The sequence below is a fragment of the Saccharibacillus endophyticus genome, assembly GCF_013185185.1.
Taxonomy (GTDB): domain Bacteria; phylum Bacillota; class Bacilli; order Paenibacillales; family Paenibacillaceae; genus Saccharibacillus; species Saccharibacillus endophyticus.
Window position 1 is genome coordinate 262,824 of record NZ_JAAZWE010000002.1, and the last position, 17,604, is coordinate 280,427.

Sequence of the window (17,604 nt, forward strand, 5' to 3'; positions counted from 1 at the left end):
TCCTTTGTCCGATTAGTCTTGTCTTTTCCAGTGACGCAATTTCTGTGCCAGTGGCGGCTTTCAACCGAGTGCCTTGTCTGCAAGCCTGTCGAGTAAACAAATTCTTCCGCGAACGCTTCGGGGATCGGCCCGAAAATGTTCAAGCAAAATGATATTTGAATAAATATAACACAAAAGCCGTTCGGCGTCTTGTGACGGTTTTGACATAAATTGCACGGCAACCATTCAAAATTTCAAATTATTCTTCTACGGCCACGGCAAGAGCGGCATCGGTGAACGCACCTTGGATCAGTTTGAGCTTGCTGTCAGAGCTCGCAAAAATTTAGCCGGATCGCTTGAATTGACTCTGGTAGAGCTCGTAATAAAGTCCTTTGGCTGCAATCAATTCTTCATGCGTGCCTTGCTCTTCGGCTTTTCCTCCGCTCATAAAAAGAATCCGATCGGCATCGCGAATGGTGCTGAGACGGTGAGCGATCACAAAGCTGGTTCGCCCCTTCATCAGACTCCGCATCGCTTCCTGAATATGCATCTCCGTCCGCGTGTCGATGCTGCTGGTCGCTTCGTCGAGAATAAGAATAGCCGGGTCTGCGAGCACGGCACGGGCAATGGTCAGCAATTGACGCTGCCCGTGACTTAGATTGGAGCCTCCCATAGCGAGCGGCGTGTCATAACCCTTGGGCAACGCACGAATGAAAGCGTCCGCGTTGGCCAACTCTGCTGCGCGCTCGATCTCTTCGTTCGATGCATTCAGACGTCCATAGCGGATATTGTCACGAATGCTTCCCGCGAAGACGTAGGCGTCCTGAAGGACCATCCCTACATTGCGCCGCAGATCATTTTTGTCCAGCTCGCGAATATCCTGTCCGTCAATAGCGATCCGGCCCGAAGAAATCTCATAAAATCGAGTCAGCAGATTGACGATGGTCGTCTTTCCTGCACCGGTCGGCCCGACCAACGCAATCTTTTGTCCTGGCCGTGCCTCGAAAGTTACCTGCTGCAAAATCGGCTGTTCCGGCTTGTAAGCGAACGACACCTGGTCAAAAGTGACTTCGCCGCGTATCGAGCGTCCCTTGAATGAGCGGCCGCCCGCTTCATATTCCGTGTCCAAATCCAGAATCTCGAACACCCGCTCCGCACCCGCCACGCCCGATTGAATAAGATTATATTGATTCGCCAGATCACTGATCGGACGACCGAACTGACGCGAATAATTCAGGAAGCTGACAATGATCCCGACCGTCGTCCAATCCTTCCATACCATCCATCCGCCGACTGCCGCAATTAGGGCAAAGTTAACGTTATTCAGCATATTCATGACCGGACCAACCAGACCCGAGACGATTTGCGCTTTGACCGCTGCCTGGTTCAGTTTGCTGTTGATGGCTCCGAATTCCGTCTGCATCGCTCGTTCGCGACGGAAAATCTGCACCGTACGCTGACCGCCGACCGATTCTTCGATCAGCCCGTTCAGCGCGCCGAGATGCTCCTGCTGCGCTTTGAAGTTCCGCCGAGTCGCGCCGCCGATCATTCGGGTTGCCAGCATCACGAGCGGAATGGTCACCAGACTGAGCAGAGTCAACCACGCATTCAGACTTAGCATCAAGATCAAAGAACCGACGACCACGATCAAGCTTGTGAGCATCTGGGTGACGGTCTGGTTCAAGCCGTTCGATACGTTTTCGATATCGTTCGTATTGCGGCTCATAAGTTCGCCGTGCGTACGCGTATCGAAAAACGAGACCGGAAGCTGCTGATACTTGCGAAACAGATCCCCTCGCAGCGATTGCAGCATCCGTTGGGCAACGCCGGTCATGACGTACGCTTGAAGCCACGAAGAGATTGCTCCGCCCGCATACAGACCCAGGAGCAATAGACATAACCCGAGCAGCCCTTCGGAACGTCCCGGCGTAATGAATCGGTCGATCGCCACGCCGAGCAAATAAGGGCTGATCATCGTCACTAACGCCGCGACCGCAGTCAGGATATAGACCAGGATCAGACCTGAACGCTGCTGATTCAAGTAAGCCCATAGCCGGCGGATCGTCGCTCCGGTATTGCGTGCGCGTTCCTTGGGACCGGGAACGCCGCGCCCCGGGCCTCCCGGCCCGCGCATGGATAATCCGCCGGGAAGCTTATTCGGATCGCGGCGTTCTCGTTGTTCTTCCCTAGGCATAGGCTTCGCCCCCTTCACTGACCTGGGAACGATAAATCTCCCGGTAGATATCGCTATCGTGCATTAATTCCTCATGCGTGCCGAGCGCCGCCACGGCGCCGCGATCCATCACGAGAATCAGGTCCGCGCCGCGAACCGCCGAGATCCGCTGCGCGATAATCAGCTTGGTCGTTCCGCTCATTTCCTGCTCCAACGCGCTGCGAATTTTCGACTCCGTCGTCAAATCGACCGCGCTTGTGCTGTCATCCAGGATCAGCACCGCGGGCCGCATCAACAGCGCGCGGGCAATCGCAATCCGCTGTTTCTGTCCGCCGGACAGATTGATGCCTTTTTGCCCCAGCTTCGTGGCGTAACCATCCGGCATCCGTTCGATAAACTCGTGAGCTTGCGCAGAACGGGCTGCACGCTCCACTTCCGCGTCCGTCGCTTCCGGTCGGCCGAAACGAATGTTGTCCGCAATACTTCCGCTGAACAAATTCGCTTCCTGAAGCACGACCCCTATCTTTTCCCGAAGCGAAGACAGTTCAAGCTCCGATACGGGCGTCCCGTCAACGCGGACTTCACCCGAGCGAGGATCATATAGACGAGGAATCAAGCTGATCAAAGACGTTTTGCCCGATCCCGTCGCTCCCAAAATGCCCAGCGTCTGCCCCGGCAGTACGGTAAAAGAAATATCGCGCAAAGCCAACTCGCCTTTTTCTTTTCCGTAGCCGAAAGAAACATGATCAAAGTCAACCTGTCCGCCCGTCTGTTCGGCTTGACGTGCATCGATCGGATTTTCGATATCGGAATGCTCGTCGAATACTTCATTCACGCGGTCAGCCGAAGCTTTGGCCCGCGAAATAAAGGTCAGAATCATGCCGATCGACAGCATGGAGGACAACATCTGCGTCACATAGTTGATATAGGCCACCAACTCGCCGACAGCCAAATCCCCCGAACGATTCAAAGCCCCTCCGTACCAGAGCACCGCGATAATGCTGATATTCAGAATCAACGTCATGATCGGCATATTCAGAGCCATGATGCGCATGCCGCGCGTCATCACGGACGTATAATCGCGATTGACCTCACCGAAACGTTCTTCCTCATAGTCAGAACGGACAAACGCCTTCACCACGCGAATCCCGTTCAAATTTTCCTGCAATCGGCCATTGACGCCGTCCAGTCGTTTCTGTACGTTCGCGAACATCGGCAGCGAAAAGCGGACGAGGAAAAAAAGAAACAGAAACAATAACGGAACCGATACGGCGAGGATCAACGTCAGCTTGGCATTGATCGTCACTGCCATAATCAAGCTGCCCATGATCAGCATCGGCGAACGGACAAACATGCGCAGCAGCATCTGCACAAAGGTCTGAAGCTGCGTAACGTCATTCGTAATCCGGGTAATCAACGTCCCCGTGGGCAGATTATCCAGATTGCGAAAAGACAAAGACTGGACTTTGCCGAATAAAGACCCGCGCAGATCACGGCCGAAATTTTGCGAAGCAATACTCGAATAAATCGTACAACCGACGCCTCCGATTACCCCCAGTAGGGCAACGCCCAGCATCAACATCCCGGTTCGCCGAATTTCCCCCGCATCTCCTGCCGCAATCCCGTCATCGACGATCCGTTGAAGCAGCTTCGGCTGCATCAAGTCCATACAGACCTCCAGCACCATAAAAAGCGGCGCCAGCAATGCAGGAAGCCAATACGGCTTTAAGTATTTCCCCAAACGCCACATTCAGTTCCCGGCCTCCTCATTGTCGGAAGCTTTCGATTCCTCCAGTCCCGACTCCGAATCCCGCTGTTCGCCATGCCGACGCCCTCGACCGGATCCCTGATATCCTCGGCGTCCCCCATGACCGCGTTCGCACCCTTCCGGCTTCTCATGCAGCTCAAACACCTGAACGAACTCCCGAATAATACCGTCCACCGCTTTCAATTCGCCTGCGATTACAGGACGAATGCTTTCAAACGCATTCTCTTCAAGCTGCGACGCCAGCGTCTCCCTTTTCAGCTCCAGCCGCTCCAAAAAATGCAGTGCCCTCCCTCTACGAAACGTCTGCGCGCCTTCCGTCCTTCCTTCCGCCTTCCCTTTCCTTCCCGGACTCCGTTCTTTCTCTTCGTCCATATCATTGCCTCGCTTTCGTATTTATCTAATTGTATGCTTATGTATACAAATGTATTCATTTTTTAGCTTATTGTCAATATTGACATAATAATAAAGATAAAGCTAAGGCCATCTAGGTGGGCGCATGAAGCGAGAAGACTGCGAGATAAATTGCAAGCGTAGGCTCCCGAAGTGCATTTCTTCGAAATGCTTCACAATTCGCTGTCTCACTTGGAAAAGTCGATTGAAAGTTTGAGTTGAAGTTTTCCAAGTTCAAAGGCGTCTTTCACTGAATTTCTCTCTCCGTCTTCTCGCTTCCAGTCATGGTGGAGTTTGTTAGCAGACTTTTTTATTTATTTTTGATCGATAATCACTTTGCGTTAATTTTATAGAGTAGAAGTGACTTTTGACGAGCGGATAATGTTTCGCGCCGCACTAAAATTGAGAGAAACAACAGATGAACGGACTTGTCTCCATTGAAGATCTGGTTCTGAAATACTATAGTTGCACAAAACGGTTAGTACATTGATTTTTCGCTTATCGATAAAAAAGGCGTCCGATTTAATTCGAAAATAGATGGTAGATCTGCAAATATGACGAAATCGGCCCCTGTCCACCGCTGGCAGAAGAATATGAAGCAGATGGCAAACGGTCTGAACCGGCAGGCGAAAAAGACTGAGAACGCCTTCTTGGTCTGGCAACTGTGGAAAAAGAAATCTTTCATGCAAAAGAACCCTAGCCTCCGTACGGAGGCCAGGGTTCTCGACAATCTGGATGGCACGAAGGCCATCCAGATTTTACTTTACAATTCTATTTGCAGAAGCCTAGCGGACGGGAAAATTCAGAGAGGAACGCCTTTGAGCTCGGAAAACTTCCTTATTTAAATCCAATCAACTTTTCCGAGTGAGACAGCGTCCCGAACGAATTTTCCCCGCAGCGCCTCGCTTCTCCACTACATAGAATCCGCGCCTTTTTACGAGGCGTTCTCCCGATGCCGGTGGCAATCCCCGTGCTTGCAAGACGAGAACGTTCCGATAAAATCAAGCCGATGATCCGACACGTTAAAACCGTATTCGCGCTTCACGCGCTGCTCCAACTCGCTCAGCCAATCGTCCTGAATCTCTTCCACTTCGCCGCAGATCGAGCAGATCATATGGTGATGCATATGCTCATGATCCTCGCTGCGCAGATCGAAACGGGCTACGCCGTCGCCGAAATTCATTTTTTCCACCAAATGAAGTTCGGTCAACAGCTCCAGCGTCCGATAAACCGTTGCCAGGCCGATCTCCGGAAAACGTGTCTTCACCCGCATATATACATCCTCGGCGCTCATATGATCCCGTTCATGTTCCAAAAGAACACGCATCGTCGCTTCGCGCTGAATCGTTGATTTATACCCTTTTGATATCATCTGCTGTTTCATTGATTTCAATTGTTCTTCCACACTAACCACTAGATTTCAACCTCCTTTGAGCTTCTATGCTGTCTGTTCACCGCTCAGTCGGCTTTCAGCTTTAACGTTTAATTAGAATGATTATAATTTAATAATAACGCAAATTACTGCAATGCGCAAAGATTTTTATCACATTGCCGGCGGCGCTCTTTCATATTCCTTCTTATTTATATGGAGAAACGCGCAAAATAAGCGAAACGCAGGCGATAGAGATTTCTCCGATGGCCCGCGAATCGCTTTTCATTATCGTTATCTTCTCGCAGCAAACGTAATTCATTTCTTGTATCCGTCCGTCGCGAACATTTATCTATGAAGCAATCAGCTTTTCGCCTCCAATGAAGCCGGCGTGCCGACCGATCCTCCTGCTTTGTTGGACGTGCTGGATTTGCCGAGACTGCCTTTTCGCTCCAAGTGCTTCCGGAACGCGTACATGACCGCCAAATGCAGCTTTGCCTGCGTGTATTTGTACAGGAACCAAGGCATTGAAGGCATATAATCGTGAATGGCCACGACGCAGTCGCTCGACCCCGGAATCATAAGAAATTCAAGCCTGCCGTGATGGGCATCTTTCGCGTTGGCGAACATGCCTCCGGTAATCCGGTATACGGCACGCTCGTTATCGCTTCGGGACGCGTCGTAACTCAATTCAAGAATCGGCTTGCTGAAGAAACGAATATAGATTCGGCTGACTCCGTCCTCGCCGGTCTCCGTACGGATAAACGGTCGCATGATCGATTTGCCCAGCCATTGGATATAATATTCGCCCGCCCAACGCGCATCCTTGCCTTCAGGAAGCGTGACGCGCTGCACGGAACGAACGTCGGATTTTTCCACCTTTTTTTCGTTCTCCGTCGGCTTTGACTCTTCGTTGCGCGAAGACTCCCGCTGCTTGCGCTCGGCGTCTTGCTTCTTCTTTTCCTCTTCTTCCAACGAATCTCTCGCCGCCTGCTTGAACGTGACTTTGCCGTCGCTGATCCCTTCGACTTTCAGGTCGGGGTGGGCAACCATCGGATGAATCAGGCTCTCGATCAGCGGATAAGCCATTTCTTTCGGCGATCCGGTAATCAGCGAAACCCACAGTCTCGACAAATTGACCGTCAGCAGCGGAAGGTCGATAAAGCGCCGCTTCACTTCGAGCACTTCCGCCATCTGCTGCATCATTTCTTTGTAGCTCATGATATCCGGTCCGCCCACATCGACCGCGCGCCCTTTGACGTCCTCGTTACCGAGACTGTTTTTCAGCGAATTCAGCACGTCGTCCAGCGCAATGGCATGCGTCTTGGTGCGCGTCCAGGTCGGCAGCGTCATGATCGGCAGCCTTTGCACCAGCTTGTAAAGGATCGGGAACGACGAACCTTGCGGGCCTACGATCAGTCCTGCGCGAATCGTCGTGACCGGAACGTCGGACGATTCGAGAATGCGCTGCACTTCCAATCGGCTTCGCAAATGGCGCGACAATTCTTCTTCCGGCACGTCGTCCGGCACGATCCCGCTCAAATATACGATTTGCTTGATGCCATTCTTCCGGGCCGCGCGCGCGAAATGATCGGCGAGAATCGCGTCCATGTCTTCGAAGTCGCCTTGGGTCAGCTTGGCGGTCGGCATCATGGAATGGATCAGGTAAAAAGCATAATCCGCTCCTTGAAGCGACTCCAGCGCATCGTCCATCGAATAAAAATCGCAGCTTCTCCATTCCACGTGCTCTTCGTCTTCATGCGAGTCTCCGTGGCGCGACAGCGCGATTACGTCATAATCTTCTATAAGTTTCTGCATCAGGTTATGGCCGATATAGCCGCTTGCTCCGGTCAGGATAACCTTGGGGCGTTGTTGATCGTTCGTCTCCTTGTCCATATGCGCACCTTCTTCGTATGAGATTTTCTCCGATGTCTATAAGCAAGGTTCAGTAGCCAACATCCTTCATCTACCGCTGATGTTCATTACCCTTTTTCGCGAAAAAGAACCCGTTATGCCGACTTGCGCGTTCGTGCGCAAATCCGGGCATACAGGTTCTTTTCATCGTCAGAGCTTCTCGGTCTTCCTCTTAATCTTTCAGTCCGCGATAACGCCCTGTCGTAATCTCGCGCACATAAGGCTCCAAATCGGGCATGTCCGCTTCCTGCGCTTGGCGCACGGCCAGTTCGATATCGTAAGGCACGCGCGCAAACGTCAGGTCCAGCCGGGTCCTGCGCGTCTCGCCGGGATCACCCTCAAGAATCGCGTAAGAGGCCTGCGTCATATCGAGCGGATTGCCCACGCTGCCGGCATTGAACAGCATTCGCCCCTCCATATGCTGCATGTAGGCGTTATGAATATCCCCGTATCCCGCCACATCGGCCTTCACGGGTTCTGCGTTCAAATCCGAATATTCGAACAGGCTGATTTTGCGCTCATAATCGTCCCAAGGTTGTACCCGCTCATAGACGCTGCGCGGAGAAGCATGGAACAACCTCACATATCGGCCGCTTAACCTGAACTCGATCGAAAAAGGCAGCGACCGCAAATAATCCATTCTTTGCTCGCCGAGCAGCTTCTGGTGCCACAGCAGCGTCGGAAACTCCGTCGGCTGCGGCAAAAACTCGTCCCAATTGCCTCGAACCACATGCCGGCAGTGACGACTTATCAGATCAACCGCAAGGTCCGAGCTCGGTCCTTTTCCCACCAGATCGCCCAAGCAATAAATTTCCGTGATTCCTCGACTGCCGATATCGTCGAGTACCGCTTCCAATGCCGGAAGATTGCCGTGAATGTCGGATATAATAGCAAATTTACTCATCGATAATCCTCCGTTTTCTACATGCGTGAATCTTGTTTGAACCTAAAAATCCGAACCGCTCGCTCCAGAAAATGCAGCCTTTTGCGGCGCGCCATCGCTTCCGTCGCTTGCGGTTCCGGCAGTACCCGGGTAAAAGGCATAAACGGAACCAGCTCTTCCCTGCTTTCGCGAATCGCCGCATTCAGCTCCGCTCCGTCGCCGGGGCGCGTTGCCCGAACGATTAATCGCGGCGTCTCGAATTGTTCGGGAAAATCCAGCAGGATCGGATCGAAACTTTCTGTCATGTTCGCTTTCTCCCTTAATCTCTCCGTCAGGCGATAATCAAAGTCACAAACCGTCGGTTCCGTTCCATTCCCGGTCGAATCTCTCCAGAAACTCTTCCATGAAAGCATGCCGCCGTTCGGCGATTGCAAGACCGGAATCGGTATTCAGCAGGTCTTTGAGCTTCAACAATTTTTCATGAAAATGGTTGATCGCCGTATCTTTTCCGTTCCGATATTCTTCGGGCGTCATCTCTTGACGAACCGGGATATTCGGATCGTACATCGGACGGCCTTTTTTCCCGGAGTAGACGAAGGTGCGCGCGATCCCGATCGCTCCGATCGCATCCAGTCTGTCCGCATCCTGAACGACTTTACCTTCGAGCGTCGTCATGGGCTTGCCTGCTCCGCCTTTGAAAGACAATGTCGAAATAATTTCCACGACATGCGCGGCCTCTTCTGCCGTTGCGTCGTTTTCCAGCATCCAGCTCTCCGTCCGCTTCATGCCCGCTTCGGGGTCGTCGACCAGCTTCTCGTCTACCAGATCGTGCAGCAGCGCGGCCAGTTCGCAGATGAACAAATCCGCTTTTTCGGCTGCCGCGATTCTTTTGGCAAGCTCGGTCACGCGATGGATATGCCACCAGTCGTGTCCGCTGCCTTCGTGCTCCAGTTCGCTTTTGGCGAGGGCGGCCGCGGCTTGAAGAATATCAGCCTGTCTCGCTTGGGTAGAACGGTTGTCGTGCATCATTTCATGCTCCTTTATTGCGTGATCTTATTATTGTAGCTCAAAAGTGCTGCCGAGGGGAGAAAGTGCGGGCGCTTCGTGAAAATTGCCAGCCTATGCTTCCACTGAAGATCAAGACGAATTATTTGGATTTCGGGATCAGATCTTCTTGATTGGGCAAAACCGTCACGTTCAATTTTCCGTTCGTCTCGTCCACCAGCAATTTGTCCCCGTCCTGCGCTTCTCCGGCGATGAGAGCGCGGGCGACGCGGGTTTCCAGGGTACGTTGGATAAAGCGTTTGAGCGGTCTTGCGCCGTAGACGGGATCGAAGCCTTCTTGGGCGATCAAGCCGGCGGCCCGGTCGGTTAGTTCCAGTTCGATTCGGCGTTCGGCCAAGCGGCTGCGAAGTTCTCCTGCGAGCTTGATGACGATTCGCTGAATTTCGGATAGGCCGAGCGGTCGGAACAGCACGATGTCGTCGACGCGGTTCAGGAATTCGGGACGAAAATGGTTTCGCAATTCGCGCATGACCTGTTCACGCGCGGCCTCCGAGATTGCCGAGGAGATTCCGTCATTCGCCGACTCGCTTCCCTTAACGGAGAATACCGAAGCCTCTGCGGTCAGATGCGCGGAGCCGATATTGGAAGTCATGATGACGATGGTGTTTTTGAAATTCACGACTCGTCCGCGCGAATCGGTCAAGCGCCCGTCGTCAAGCAATTGCAGCAAAATATTGAACACGTCCGGATGCGCTTTTTCCACTTCGTCGAGCAGAATGACCGAATACGGCTGCCGTCTGACGGCTTCGGTCAATTGCCCGCCTTCTTCATAGCCGATATAACCGGGAGGGGCGCCGATCAGGCGCGAGACGCTGTGCTTTTCCATGTACTCGGACATATCGATGCGGATCATGTTTTCTTCGCGGTCGAACAGGGCTGCCGAAAGGGTCTTGGCCAGCTCCGTCTTCCCGACGCCGGTGGGGCCGAGGAACAGAAACGAACCGATCGGGCGATGAGGATCCTTGATTCCGGCACGCGCGCGCAGCACGGCATCCGTCACCAGACTCACCGCTTCATCTTGACCGACTACGCGTTCGCGCAGAATGTCTTCGAGACGCAGCAATTTCTCCCGTTCGCCTTCGACCAGACGGCTGACCGGAATGCCTGTCCATTTTGACACGATATCCGAAATTTCTTCCTCCGTCACCGCTTCGCGCAGCATTCGATCTTCGCCGCTGCCGTGCGCTTCTTCTTCGGCCTGCTTCAATTCGCGTTCAAGCCCCGGGATAATGCCGTAGCTGAGTTCCGCCGACTTGTTCAGATCGTATTCCTCCTGCGCGTCCTCCAGATCCTTTCGCGCTTTCTCCAGGCTCCGCTGAAGCTCGCGAACGCGTTCGATCGACGCTTTTTCCCGATCCCAACGATCTTTCATCACCAGATGCTTTTCTTTAAGATCCGCAAGCTCGCGCTGCAAATGTTCCAGGCGTCGCAGGCTGGCAGGATCGGTTTCTTTGCGCAGCGCCGCTTCTTCGATTTCCATCTGCATCATGCGGCGCGTGACTTCGTCCATCTCGCCCGGCATGGAATCGATCTCGGTCCGGATCATGGCGCACGCTTCATCCACCAGATCGATTGCTTTGTCCGGCAGAAAACGGTCCGAGATATATCGATCCGACAGCACGCCGGCCGCGACCAGCGCGTTATCGTGAATTTTGACGCCGTGATGGACTTCGAACCGTTCCCGCAGGCCGCGCAATATCGAAATGGTATCTTCAACCCCAGGCTCGCCGACCAGCACCTGCTGGAACCTGCGTTCAAGCGCGGGGTCTTTCTCGATATTCTCCCGGTACTCGTCCAATGTCGTCGCTCCGATGCAGTGAAGTTCGCCGCGCGCAAGCATCGGCTTCAGCATATTGCCCGCATCCATCGCGCCTTCGGACTTGCCCGCGCCGACGATCGTATGCACTTCGTCGATGAACAAAATGATCCGTCCGTCGGCTTCCTTGATCTCGCGCAGCACCGCTTGCAGCCGCTCTTCGAACTCTCCCCGATACTTCGCGCCCGCGACGAGCGAGCTCATATCGAGCGAAAAGATGGTTTTGTCCTTGAGCCCTTCCGGCACGTCGCGGCGCACGATGCGATGCGCCAGTCCTTCGACGATCGCCGTCTTGCCGACGCCCGGTTCGCCGATCAGTACCGGATTGTTTTTCGTTTTGCGGGAAAGGATGCGAATGACCCGGCGAATCTCGGCATCGCGCCCGATTACGGGATCGATTCGGCCTGCGCGAACCTCCGAGACGAGATCACGGCCGTATTTTTCCAAAGCTTCATAGGTCGCTTCCGGCTCTCGCCCCGTTACCCGCTGGTTGCCTCGAATCTCTTTGAGCGCCTCCAGCAGCTTGCTCTGCGTAATCCCTTCCCCGCGCAGCAGTTCGCGTACGCCGCCGCGTTTGTCCTGATCAAAAGCAAGCAGGACGTGCTCAACCGCCGTAAACTCGTCGCGCATCTTCTCCGCTTCACGCTGCGCTTGCTCCAACACGGCAAGCAGATCGGCCGAGAAGTAAGGCTGAACGCCTCCGCTAACCCGGGCTTTCCGCCGCAGCAGTTCATCCGTTTTGCGACCCATGTTTTCTTGCGAAATATTCGCACGGCTCAGCAGCCGGGGCAGCAGGCCGTCTTTTTGCCTCAGCAGGGCTTTGAGCAGATGCGGGGTGTCGATCTCCTGATGACCGCTTGCCGCCGCAAGCGATTGCGCATCGGTGATCGCTTCTTCCAGCTTTTGCGTCAACCGATTAAAGTCCATTTTTTTCTCCTCCAGACAATCATAACGGCATTTTTCGTGCACGCTCCGTCACGCGTCATATTTTTCAACGAGTCCGATCTCAAGATTTTCGTTTGGTCAGCTGCGGATTAAATTTCGAGAGGGCTTCCAAACGGCGGTACAACTCTTCTTCTTCTTTCGACGGATCGGGAATCGCGATCTCGATCTCGGCAAAAAAGTCGCCGTACGTGCCGTCCGCTTTTTTCAGGCCGCGGCGCGGAATGCGCAGCCGCCGCCGAGCGGCGATTCCCCGCGGAATATTCATATTTACCGCGGCGCCGTCCGGCAGCACGATTCTCGCTTGTCCTCCGAGCGCGGCCTGCCAAGGAGCGATACGAAGCGCCGCGATCAGGTTTTCTTCCTCCAACGAGTAAACAGCGTGCTCCGCGATCTTCAGCACGATCAACAGTTCTTCGCCGATCGCCAGGCCGTTGCTGCCGTTTCCGGTCATGCGGATGGTATTTCCGTTTCTGGAACGCTCCGGCAGCCGCAATCCGATCTGTTTGCCGCCCAGCTCGATACGAACTTTTTCGCCCGCGTAAGCTTGTTCGAGCGTAACTTCGAGCGTCGATTGCGTCGGGCGGCGCGGACCCGCATCCGCCGCTGCCGAGCCGAAGCCGCCCGGAATTCCGCCCATGCCGCCCATGCGCTCGTTGAAAAACATATCGAAAATATCTTCATGCTGAAGATCGTTGATCCAGTCGAAATTGCTCCCGCCGCCGAAGCCCGGTTCCTGCGAACCGGATGAACGCCCGCGCGCGGCTCCCCCGAATCCGGAAGCCGATCGGCGTCGCGAAGCATCGTAGTCGCGGCGCTTTTCCTCGCTGCCCAAAATCTCGTAAGCAGCCGCGATTTCTTTGAAGCGGGCTTCGGCTCCCTCCGCCTTGTTTACGTCGGGATGCCACTGTTTCGCCAATTTTTGATACGCTTTCTTGATTTCCGACTGGGAGGCGTTCGCGTCGACTCCGAGTACGTCGTAATGGTTTTTGTCCGGCATGGCCATCCTCCCCCTTACGGGCCGTGCAAAGCCCGTTTCTTCTATTATCCTTTACCCTGATTTCTTTTTATTTTATATGAAGCCAGACAGGCTTGCACCTTTCTCTCATTACGTATCGGTTCGGTTTTTCGACGCAAAATATCGCAAACCCTTTCAAAAAAACGAAAAATGATGCCAGATGGACATAAAAGCATCCATATGGTCATACATTTTCCGTTTTTTTCTTCATAATGACGTTTCGTTTTCGATCATTGGTTTAATTTAGATGGGGAAGAAAATTCACTTCTTAACTTTTTGATCGCTATAAGGACATCCGTCATCCAGACTTGCACCACGATCGACACGAGGAGGAGTTCTTTTGAAAACTTATACATTACCCAGCATGAAAAAATGCGCTTCGTCGGCTTTGGTCTGCGGCATTCTCTTCAGCGGAACATTCTACGGTAACGCATTCACCCCTTCTACATACGCAGCTGCCGATTCTGTAAACGTTCAAGCTTCGCAGACCCACAGCATCGATTGGAATAAACCCGAGAAAATCGCGATGCTTCAAAAGTTGGCGATGAGTTCCTGGGCAGCCGGCGACTTTTACAGCGACCCGGACAATGCCCGTTATCAAGCCGTGAAAGCCGCTTCGGATCAATGTTACGCCCTGCTGCTCGATTCGACCTCTTCGACCTCCAAACTCAATGCCGCCTCCGCCACCCTCGATTCCGCCCTTACTGCCTACATCGAAGAATACATTCGCGACGCTTCCCTTCTTGAACGGCAAACTTTCCAAATGGTCCGAATGCTGAATGATTCGATCGGAACGACTCCCGGAACGTATCCGCAGTCGGCCGCCGATCGCATGTTCACGATTATCGATCAGGCTCAGGCAGTCGCTTATGACGAGACGGCAACGGTGCAGCAGTTCAGGCAGGAATACCGCAACTATATCGACGGTGCCGCGGCGCTGCGCGACGCCATGCATTTCGATCGCGCGGAAAAGCATGATGCGCTCGGCGTCAAACGTCAGGAAGCCGAGCAGTTGGCGGCCGGTCAAGCAAACGACGCGTACGTTCAAAAGCTGTTGAACGATTTCTGCGCCCAAGCGAACGGGCTCGAATCCTTGTTGAACGGCACGTCCGGCCTGTTGGCCGTGGAAGCTGCCGAACGCAATGTGCAAACGACCTACGACAAGCTTGCGGAAGCTGCGCTATTGTCCGATGAACTGGTCCAGGCACGCAAACTGCTCGATTCGCCGAAAGGCATCCGCGCGGGACAGTATCCGAGTTCGTCCTTCGGCGAGCTGCGCAAAGCGATCAACAAGTCCGCGTTGACGCTGTCCAGAACGTCCACGCAGGCTCAACTGAAAGAAGCGCGTACAACGCTCGCGGAAGCGGTCGTTCGATTCCAATCCACGTTACGTTGAGGGGGAGATGCTTTTCGATAAGGGAAGCGGGGAGCGCTGCGGGAAAAATTCGTTCAAAACGCTGTCTCACGCAGAAAGCTTGCAGCTTTCCGCGTTCAAAGGCGTTTTTCACTGAATTTCTCCCTTCGCTTTCGCTTCTTTTATCAAAGCAGGGCTTTGGTGGGTTAGTTTTATAGACATAAAAAGACACCGTTGCCGGTGTCTTTTTATGTTCGCGAAAATCAATCTTCGCTTTCGATCAGGATTCGTTTGCTGCCCGGGCTGTCTTTTTTCGGGATGTCGAGTTTGAGCACGCCGTCTTTCAGCAGGGCGCGGATCCCTTCTCGGTCGGCGTCTTCCAGATAGAAACGGCGGACGAATTCGCCGTAGCGGCGTTCGCTTAAAATAATTCGGCGCGTATCGTCTTGAAGCTTTCCGTCTCGACGGACGGCACGGATCGTCAGATAAGAAGCAGTATAATCGATATCGATGTCTTCTTTGTCGAAACCGGGAAGCTCCGCTTCAAGATAGTACCTGCCGTCTTGTTCATAAATGTCGGTCCGGAACGATAAGGCGCGTTCCCGGAACTTGTCCGCAAAATCCTCGCTGAACGTGCCTCCGAAAGCTTTTGCCATTTGATCGAAAATTTCTTCCGCGTGTCTGCCGAATGGTCCTTGTTGGAACATTTTCCATTCTCCTCTCGAAATCGGGTGTCGATGAAGCAGGCGTCTGAGTTCTTCGGAACAATTCGCAAAACCGGTCAGGAGCTTTTTGGCTCCGACAACCGATCTTGTACGTATCTATACGACCGCACAAGCATTTTTATTCGTGTTTTCCATAATTATTTTTATTTATTTCGACTTTACGCTCGGCCGTTCGAAATCCGTGCGCAGTTTTTTGGAAAATCCGATCGAGCCCGAATCATAGTCGCGGCTTCGATAAAAAATATGGGCCTTGCTTCGTTCTTCCCTTATCCCGCTGTTCAGGCGCATGTAAGAAGCGTTCCGGTCCCTAGCCCAATCTTCGGCTTCGGCCAACAAACGTCCGCCGATCCCGCTTCCGCGTTCTTGCTCCGCCACCACGAGCGCCATGACGCGGACTTCGCAGGTCGGCTGAAGCAGCGCCTTTTCGCTATGGAAAGCGATCATGCCGATCAATTTCCCGTCCCGCTCCGCGACCCGTATCGCATAATCTTCGCGGCCGCGCAAAGCGGTCAACCGCAGAGACAGCTCTTCCTCCGAAACCGGATAACCCAGCTGGCCGAACAATTCGATCAATCGACCTGCATCCCCTTCGATCTCGTCTCGAATCGCATAATCCGCACGACCGCTCGCCTTTTGGTCCATTACATCAGCCTCCTTTTGAATTTAACAAAACCGCGAACGCTTCATGCTGCTGCATGACATGATTGGCGTATCGGGCCGTTTCGGCGTTCAACCCGTTCTTTTTCAAGATCGCCGCGGCTCCCCGCATATTCCATAGTCGGATCTGCCGTGCCAAAACATTAGGTTCGAAGCTTTCCGCATGGATATCATAGACGCGGATGCAAGACGTCAGGCGATCTTCGGCCCCTTGGTCCCAAACGTTCAACGTCGAAGCCAATAGCGAGCCCAGATCGAACAGCGGATTACCGTGCCTAAGTTCGCCGAAATCGATAATGCGTACGCCGTTCGAGCCGAACACCAGATTCCAAACGCCCAAGTCGCCGTGAATCGGAACGGACGGCATCAAATTTTCGGATTCGATCAGGCAGGCCTCTATATCGCGAGCCATTCGCCGGATCAAAGGTTTATATTCGGCATCCATCCTTGCATGTTCGGACAAGAAAGAAGACCATGTCCGTTCCAGATCGAATCGGTCCGCCTGCGCTTCCAGTCCTTCCCCTCTCAACGCCGCGTGCATCAGGCCGACCTTTGCTCCAAGCTCCGCGTAATCGGGTACCGTCGGCCTATTCGGCAAAGGTTCGATCCAACGCTGCATATTGTAATATCCGTCCGGACTATGCATCCAGCCCGATCCGTCTGCGAGTGTCATGATCTCCGGACAAACGTCCAGTCCTTTTAAGGCTTGAGAAACGCGATGCTCGTTTCGGGCTTGGGCGATGCCGGACAACTTGCGCAGTACGTAAAAACCGTTTTCCGTATCCAATCGCCTGGCGTTTGACGTCATGCCGCCATTGATCCGGTTTTCCTTAAGCAGCCTGCCGATTCCGAATGCTTCCGCGGCACGGATCGCTTCCCGGCTGAAGTTTTTTTCGAACTTCTCCATTTTTTGTCCGCCTTTCCGCATACAGCTTAACCGAAAAAAAAGCGCGCGGCCATGACCGCGCGCTTTCGATATTTCGGCTTTCCTGGTTTATTCGCGTTACAAGAAGGAACCCCTTTGCTGCGCGCTTTCGAATGAAAGCTTAAGCTCCATCGGAACCGAGCAAGCCGTATAACCGTTTTTCGAATAAAAATCTTCGCCGCGTCCGCTGGGCCAAACGACGATAAAGTCGTGCTCCAACTCGCGCGACCATTGCTCGATGACCTGCGTCAGACGAGTTCCGATGCCCAGTCCGCGATGCCGGGGACGGGTATAGACATTCGTCATGTAGATAAACGGCTTGGTCGCTTTTCCCGGTCTCGGCACTTTGCGAATCATTTCCAGATAGGCATGGGCGACAATCTCGCTGCCGTATTCGGCTACCCAGACGACCCAGTTTTCCGAACCGATCGCTTCTTCCAAAAACTCGTGCATCTCGTCGGTATAATCCCGCTTCTGCTCGTCCGTTACTGTCAATTCCGGATGATCCTCCAGCGTATAATCGTATCGCATTTCGGCCAACTGCACGATATCGTCAGACCCGGCCGTACGCATAATCAACTCGCTCATCCTAATCCGCTCCCGTCTGTTATGGGTTGCCCGCCGAA

15 protein-coding genes are annotated in these 17,604 nt (G+C 53.5%); 1 reads left to right on the forward strand and 14 read right to left on the reverse strand.

Translation table 11 applies throughout. The annotated features are described in order from the left end of the window. Positions 1-322 precede the first annotated feature (322 nt). From HRQ63_RS07065 to HRQ63_RS07110, 10 genes are all read right to left on the reverse strand, one after another. Entirely contained in the window at positions 323-2,173 is a 1,851-nt protein-coding gene (locus HRQ63_RS07065) for an ABC transporter ATP-binding protein (RefSeq protein ID WP_172241229.1), read from the reverse strand. Continuing rightward, positions 2,166-3,902 carry an ABC transporter ATP-binding protein gene (locus HRQ63_RS07070; protein WP_172241232.1) on the reverse strand — a complete coding sequence of 579 codons (1,737 nt, stop codon included), beginning with the start codon at positions 3,900-3,902 and terminating at the stop codon, positions 2,166-2,168. The genes HRQ63_RS07065 and HRQ63_RS07070 overlap by 8 nt, the downstream gene beginning before the upstream one ends. After that, positions 3,903-4,193, reverse strand: coding sequence for a hypothetical protein (locus tag HRQ63_RS25725; protein WP_188525552.1), 291 nt, complete (start codon positions 4,191-4,193; stop codon positions 3,903-3,905). 1,051 nt (positions 4,194-5,244) lie between these two features. Next, entirely contained in the window at positions 5,245-5,724 is a 480-nt protein-coding gene (gene fur, locus HRQ63_RS07080; RefSeq protein ID WP_308809931.1) for a ferric iron uptake transcriptional regulator, read from the reverse strand. A 318-nt stretch (positions 5,725-6,042) separates the two neighbouring features. After that, a complete protein-coding gene (locus tag HRQ63_RS07085; RefSeq protein WP_172241235.1) occupies positions 6,043-7,575 on the reverse strand; it encodes an NAD(P)H-binding protein in 1,533 nt (510 codons plus the stop codon). Between the two features lie 190 nt (positions 7,576-7,765). Beyond that, positions 7,766-8,497 carry a metallophosphoesterase family protein gene (locus HRQ63_RS07090; protein WP_172241238.1) on the reverse strand — a complete coding sequence of 244 codons (732 nt, stop codon included), beginning with the start codon at positions 8,495-8,497 and terminating at the stop codon, positions 7,766-7,768. A 17-nt stretch (positions 8,498-8,514) separates the two neighbouring features. Beyond that, positions 8,515-8,781: a hypothetical protein gene (locus HRQ63_RS07095; protein WP_188525553.1), complete on the reverse strand. Its 267-nt coding sequence runs from the start codon at positions 8,779-8,781 to the stop codon at positions 8,515-8,517. Between the two features lie 43 nt (positions 8,782-8,824). Beyond that, the gene (locus tag HRQ63_RS07100) at positions 8,825-9,505 is read right to left on the reverse strand and encodes an HD domain-containing protein (RefSeq protein ID WP_371873235.1); all 681 of its coding nucleotides are present in this window, start codon (positions 9,503-9,505) and stop codon (positions 8,825-8,827) included. A 118-nt stretch (positions 9,506-9,623) separates the two neighbouring features. Continuing rightward, positions 9,624-12,284, reverse strand: a complete 2,661-nt coding sequence (gene clpB, locus HRQ63_RS07105) for an ATP-dependent chaperone ClpB (protein ID WP_172241241.1) — start codon at positions 12,282-12,284, stop codon at positions 9,624-9,626. 79 nt (positions 12,285-12,363) lie between these two features. Continuing rightward, on the reverse strand, positions 12,364-13,299 hold the full coding sequence (locus HRQ63_RS07110; protein WP_172241244.1) for a DnaJ domain-containing protein: 936 nt from the start codon (positions 13,297-13,299) through the stop codon (positions 12,364-12,366). 358 nt (positions 13,300-13,657) lie between these two features. Between HRQ63_RS07110 and HRQ63_RS07115 the strand changes: the two genes are divergently transcribed. After that, complete coding sequence (locus HRQ63_RS07115; RefSeq protein ID WP_172241247.1) at positions 13,658-14,713, forward strand: hypothetical protein; 1,056 nt, start codon at positions 13,658-13,660, stop codon at positions 14,711-14,713. Between the two features lie 221 nt (positions 14,714-14,934). Here the strand turns inward: HRQ63_RS07115 and HRQ63_RS07120 are convergent, their stop codons facing one another. From HRQ63_RS07120 to HRQ63_RS07135, 4 genes are all read right to left on the reverse strand, one after another. After that, on the reverse strand, positions 14,935-15,378 hold the full coding sequence (locus HRQ63_RS07120) for an Hsp20/alpha crystallin family protein (RefSeq protein ID WP_172241250.1): 444 nt from the start codon (positions 15,376-15,378) through the stop codon (positions 14,935-14,937). Positions 15,379-15,543: 165 nt separating this feature from the next. Continuing rightward, entirely contained in the window at positions 15,544-16,038 is a 495-nt protein-coding gene (locus HRQ63_RS07125; protein ID WP_172241253.1) for a GNAT family N-acetyltransferase, read from the reverse strand. Positions 16,039-16,042: 4 nt separating this feature from the next. Beyond that, positions 16,043-16,960: a phosphotransferase enzyme family protein gene (locus HRQ63_RS07130; RefSeq protein ID WP_172241256.1), complete on the reverse strand. Its 918-nt coding sequence runs from the start codon at positions 16,958-16,960 to the stop codon at positions 16,043-16,045. A 96-nt stretch (positions 16,961-17,056) separates the two neighbouring features. Further along, positions 17,057-17,566 carry a GNAT family N-acetyltransferase gene (locus HRQ63_RS07135; protein ID WP_229714267.1) on the reverse strand — a complete coding sequence of 170 codons (510 nt, stop codon included), beginning with the start codon at positions 17,564-17,566 and terminating at the stop codon, positions 17,057-17,059. Positions 17,567-17,604: the final 38 nt, after the last annotated feature.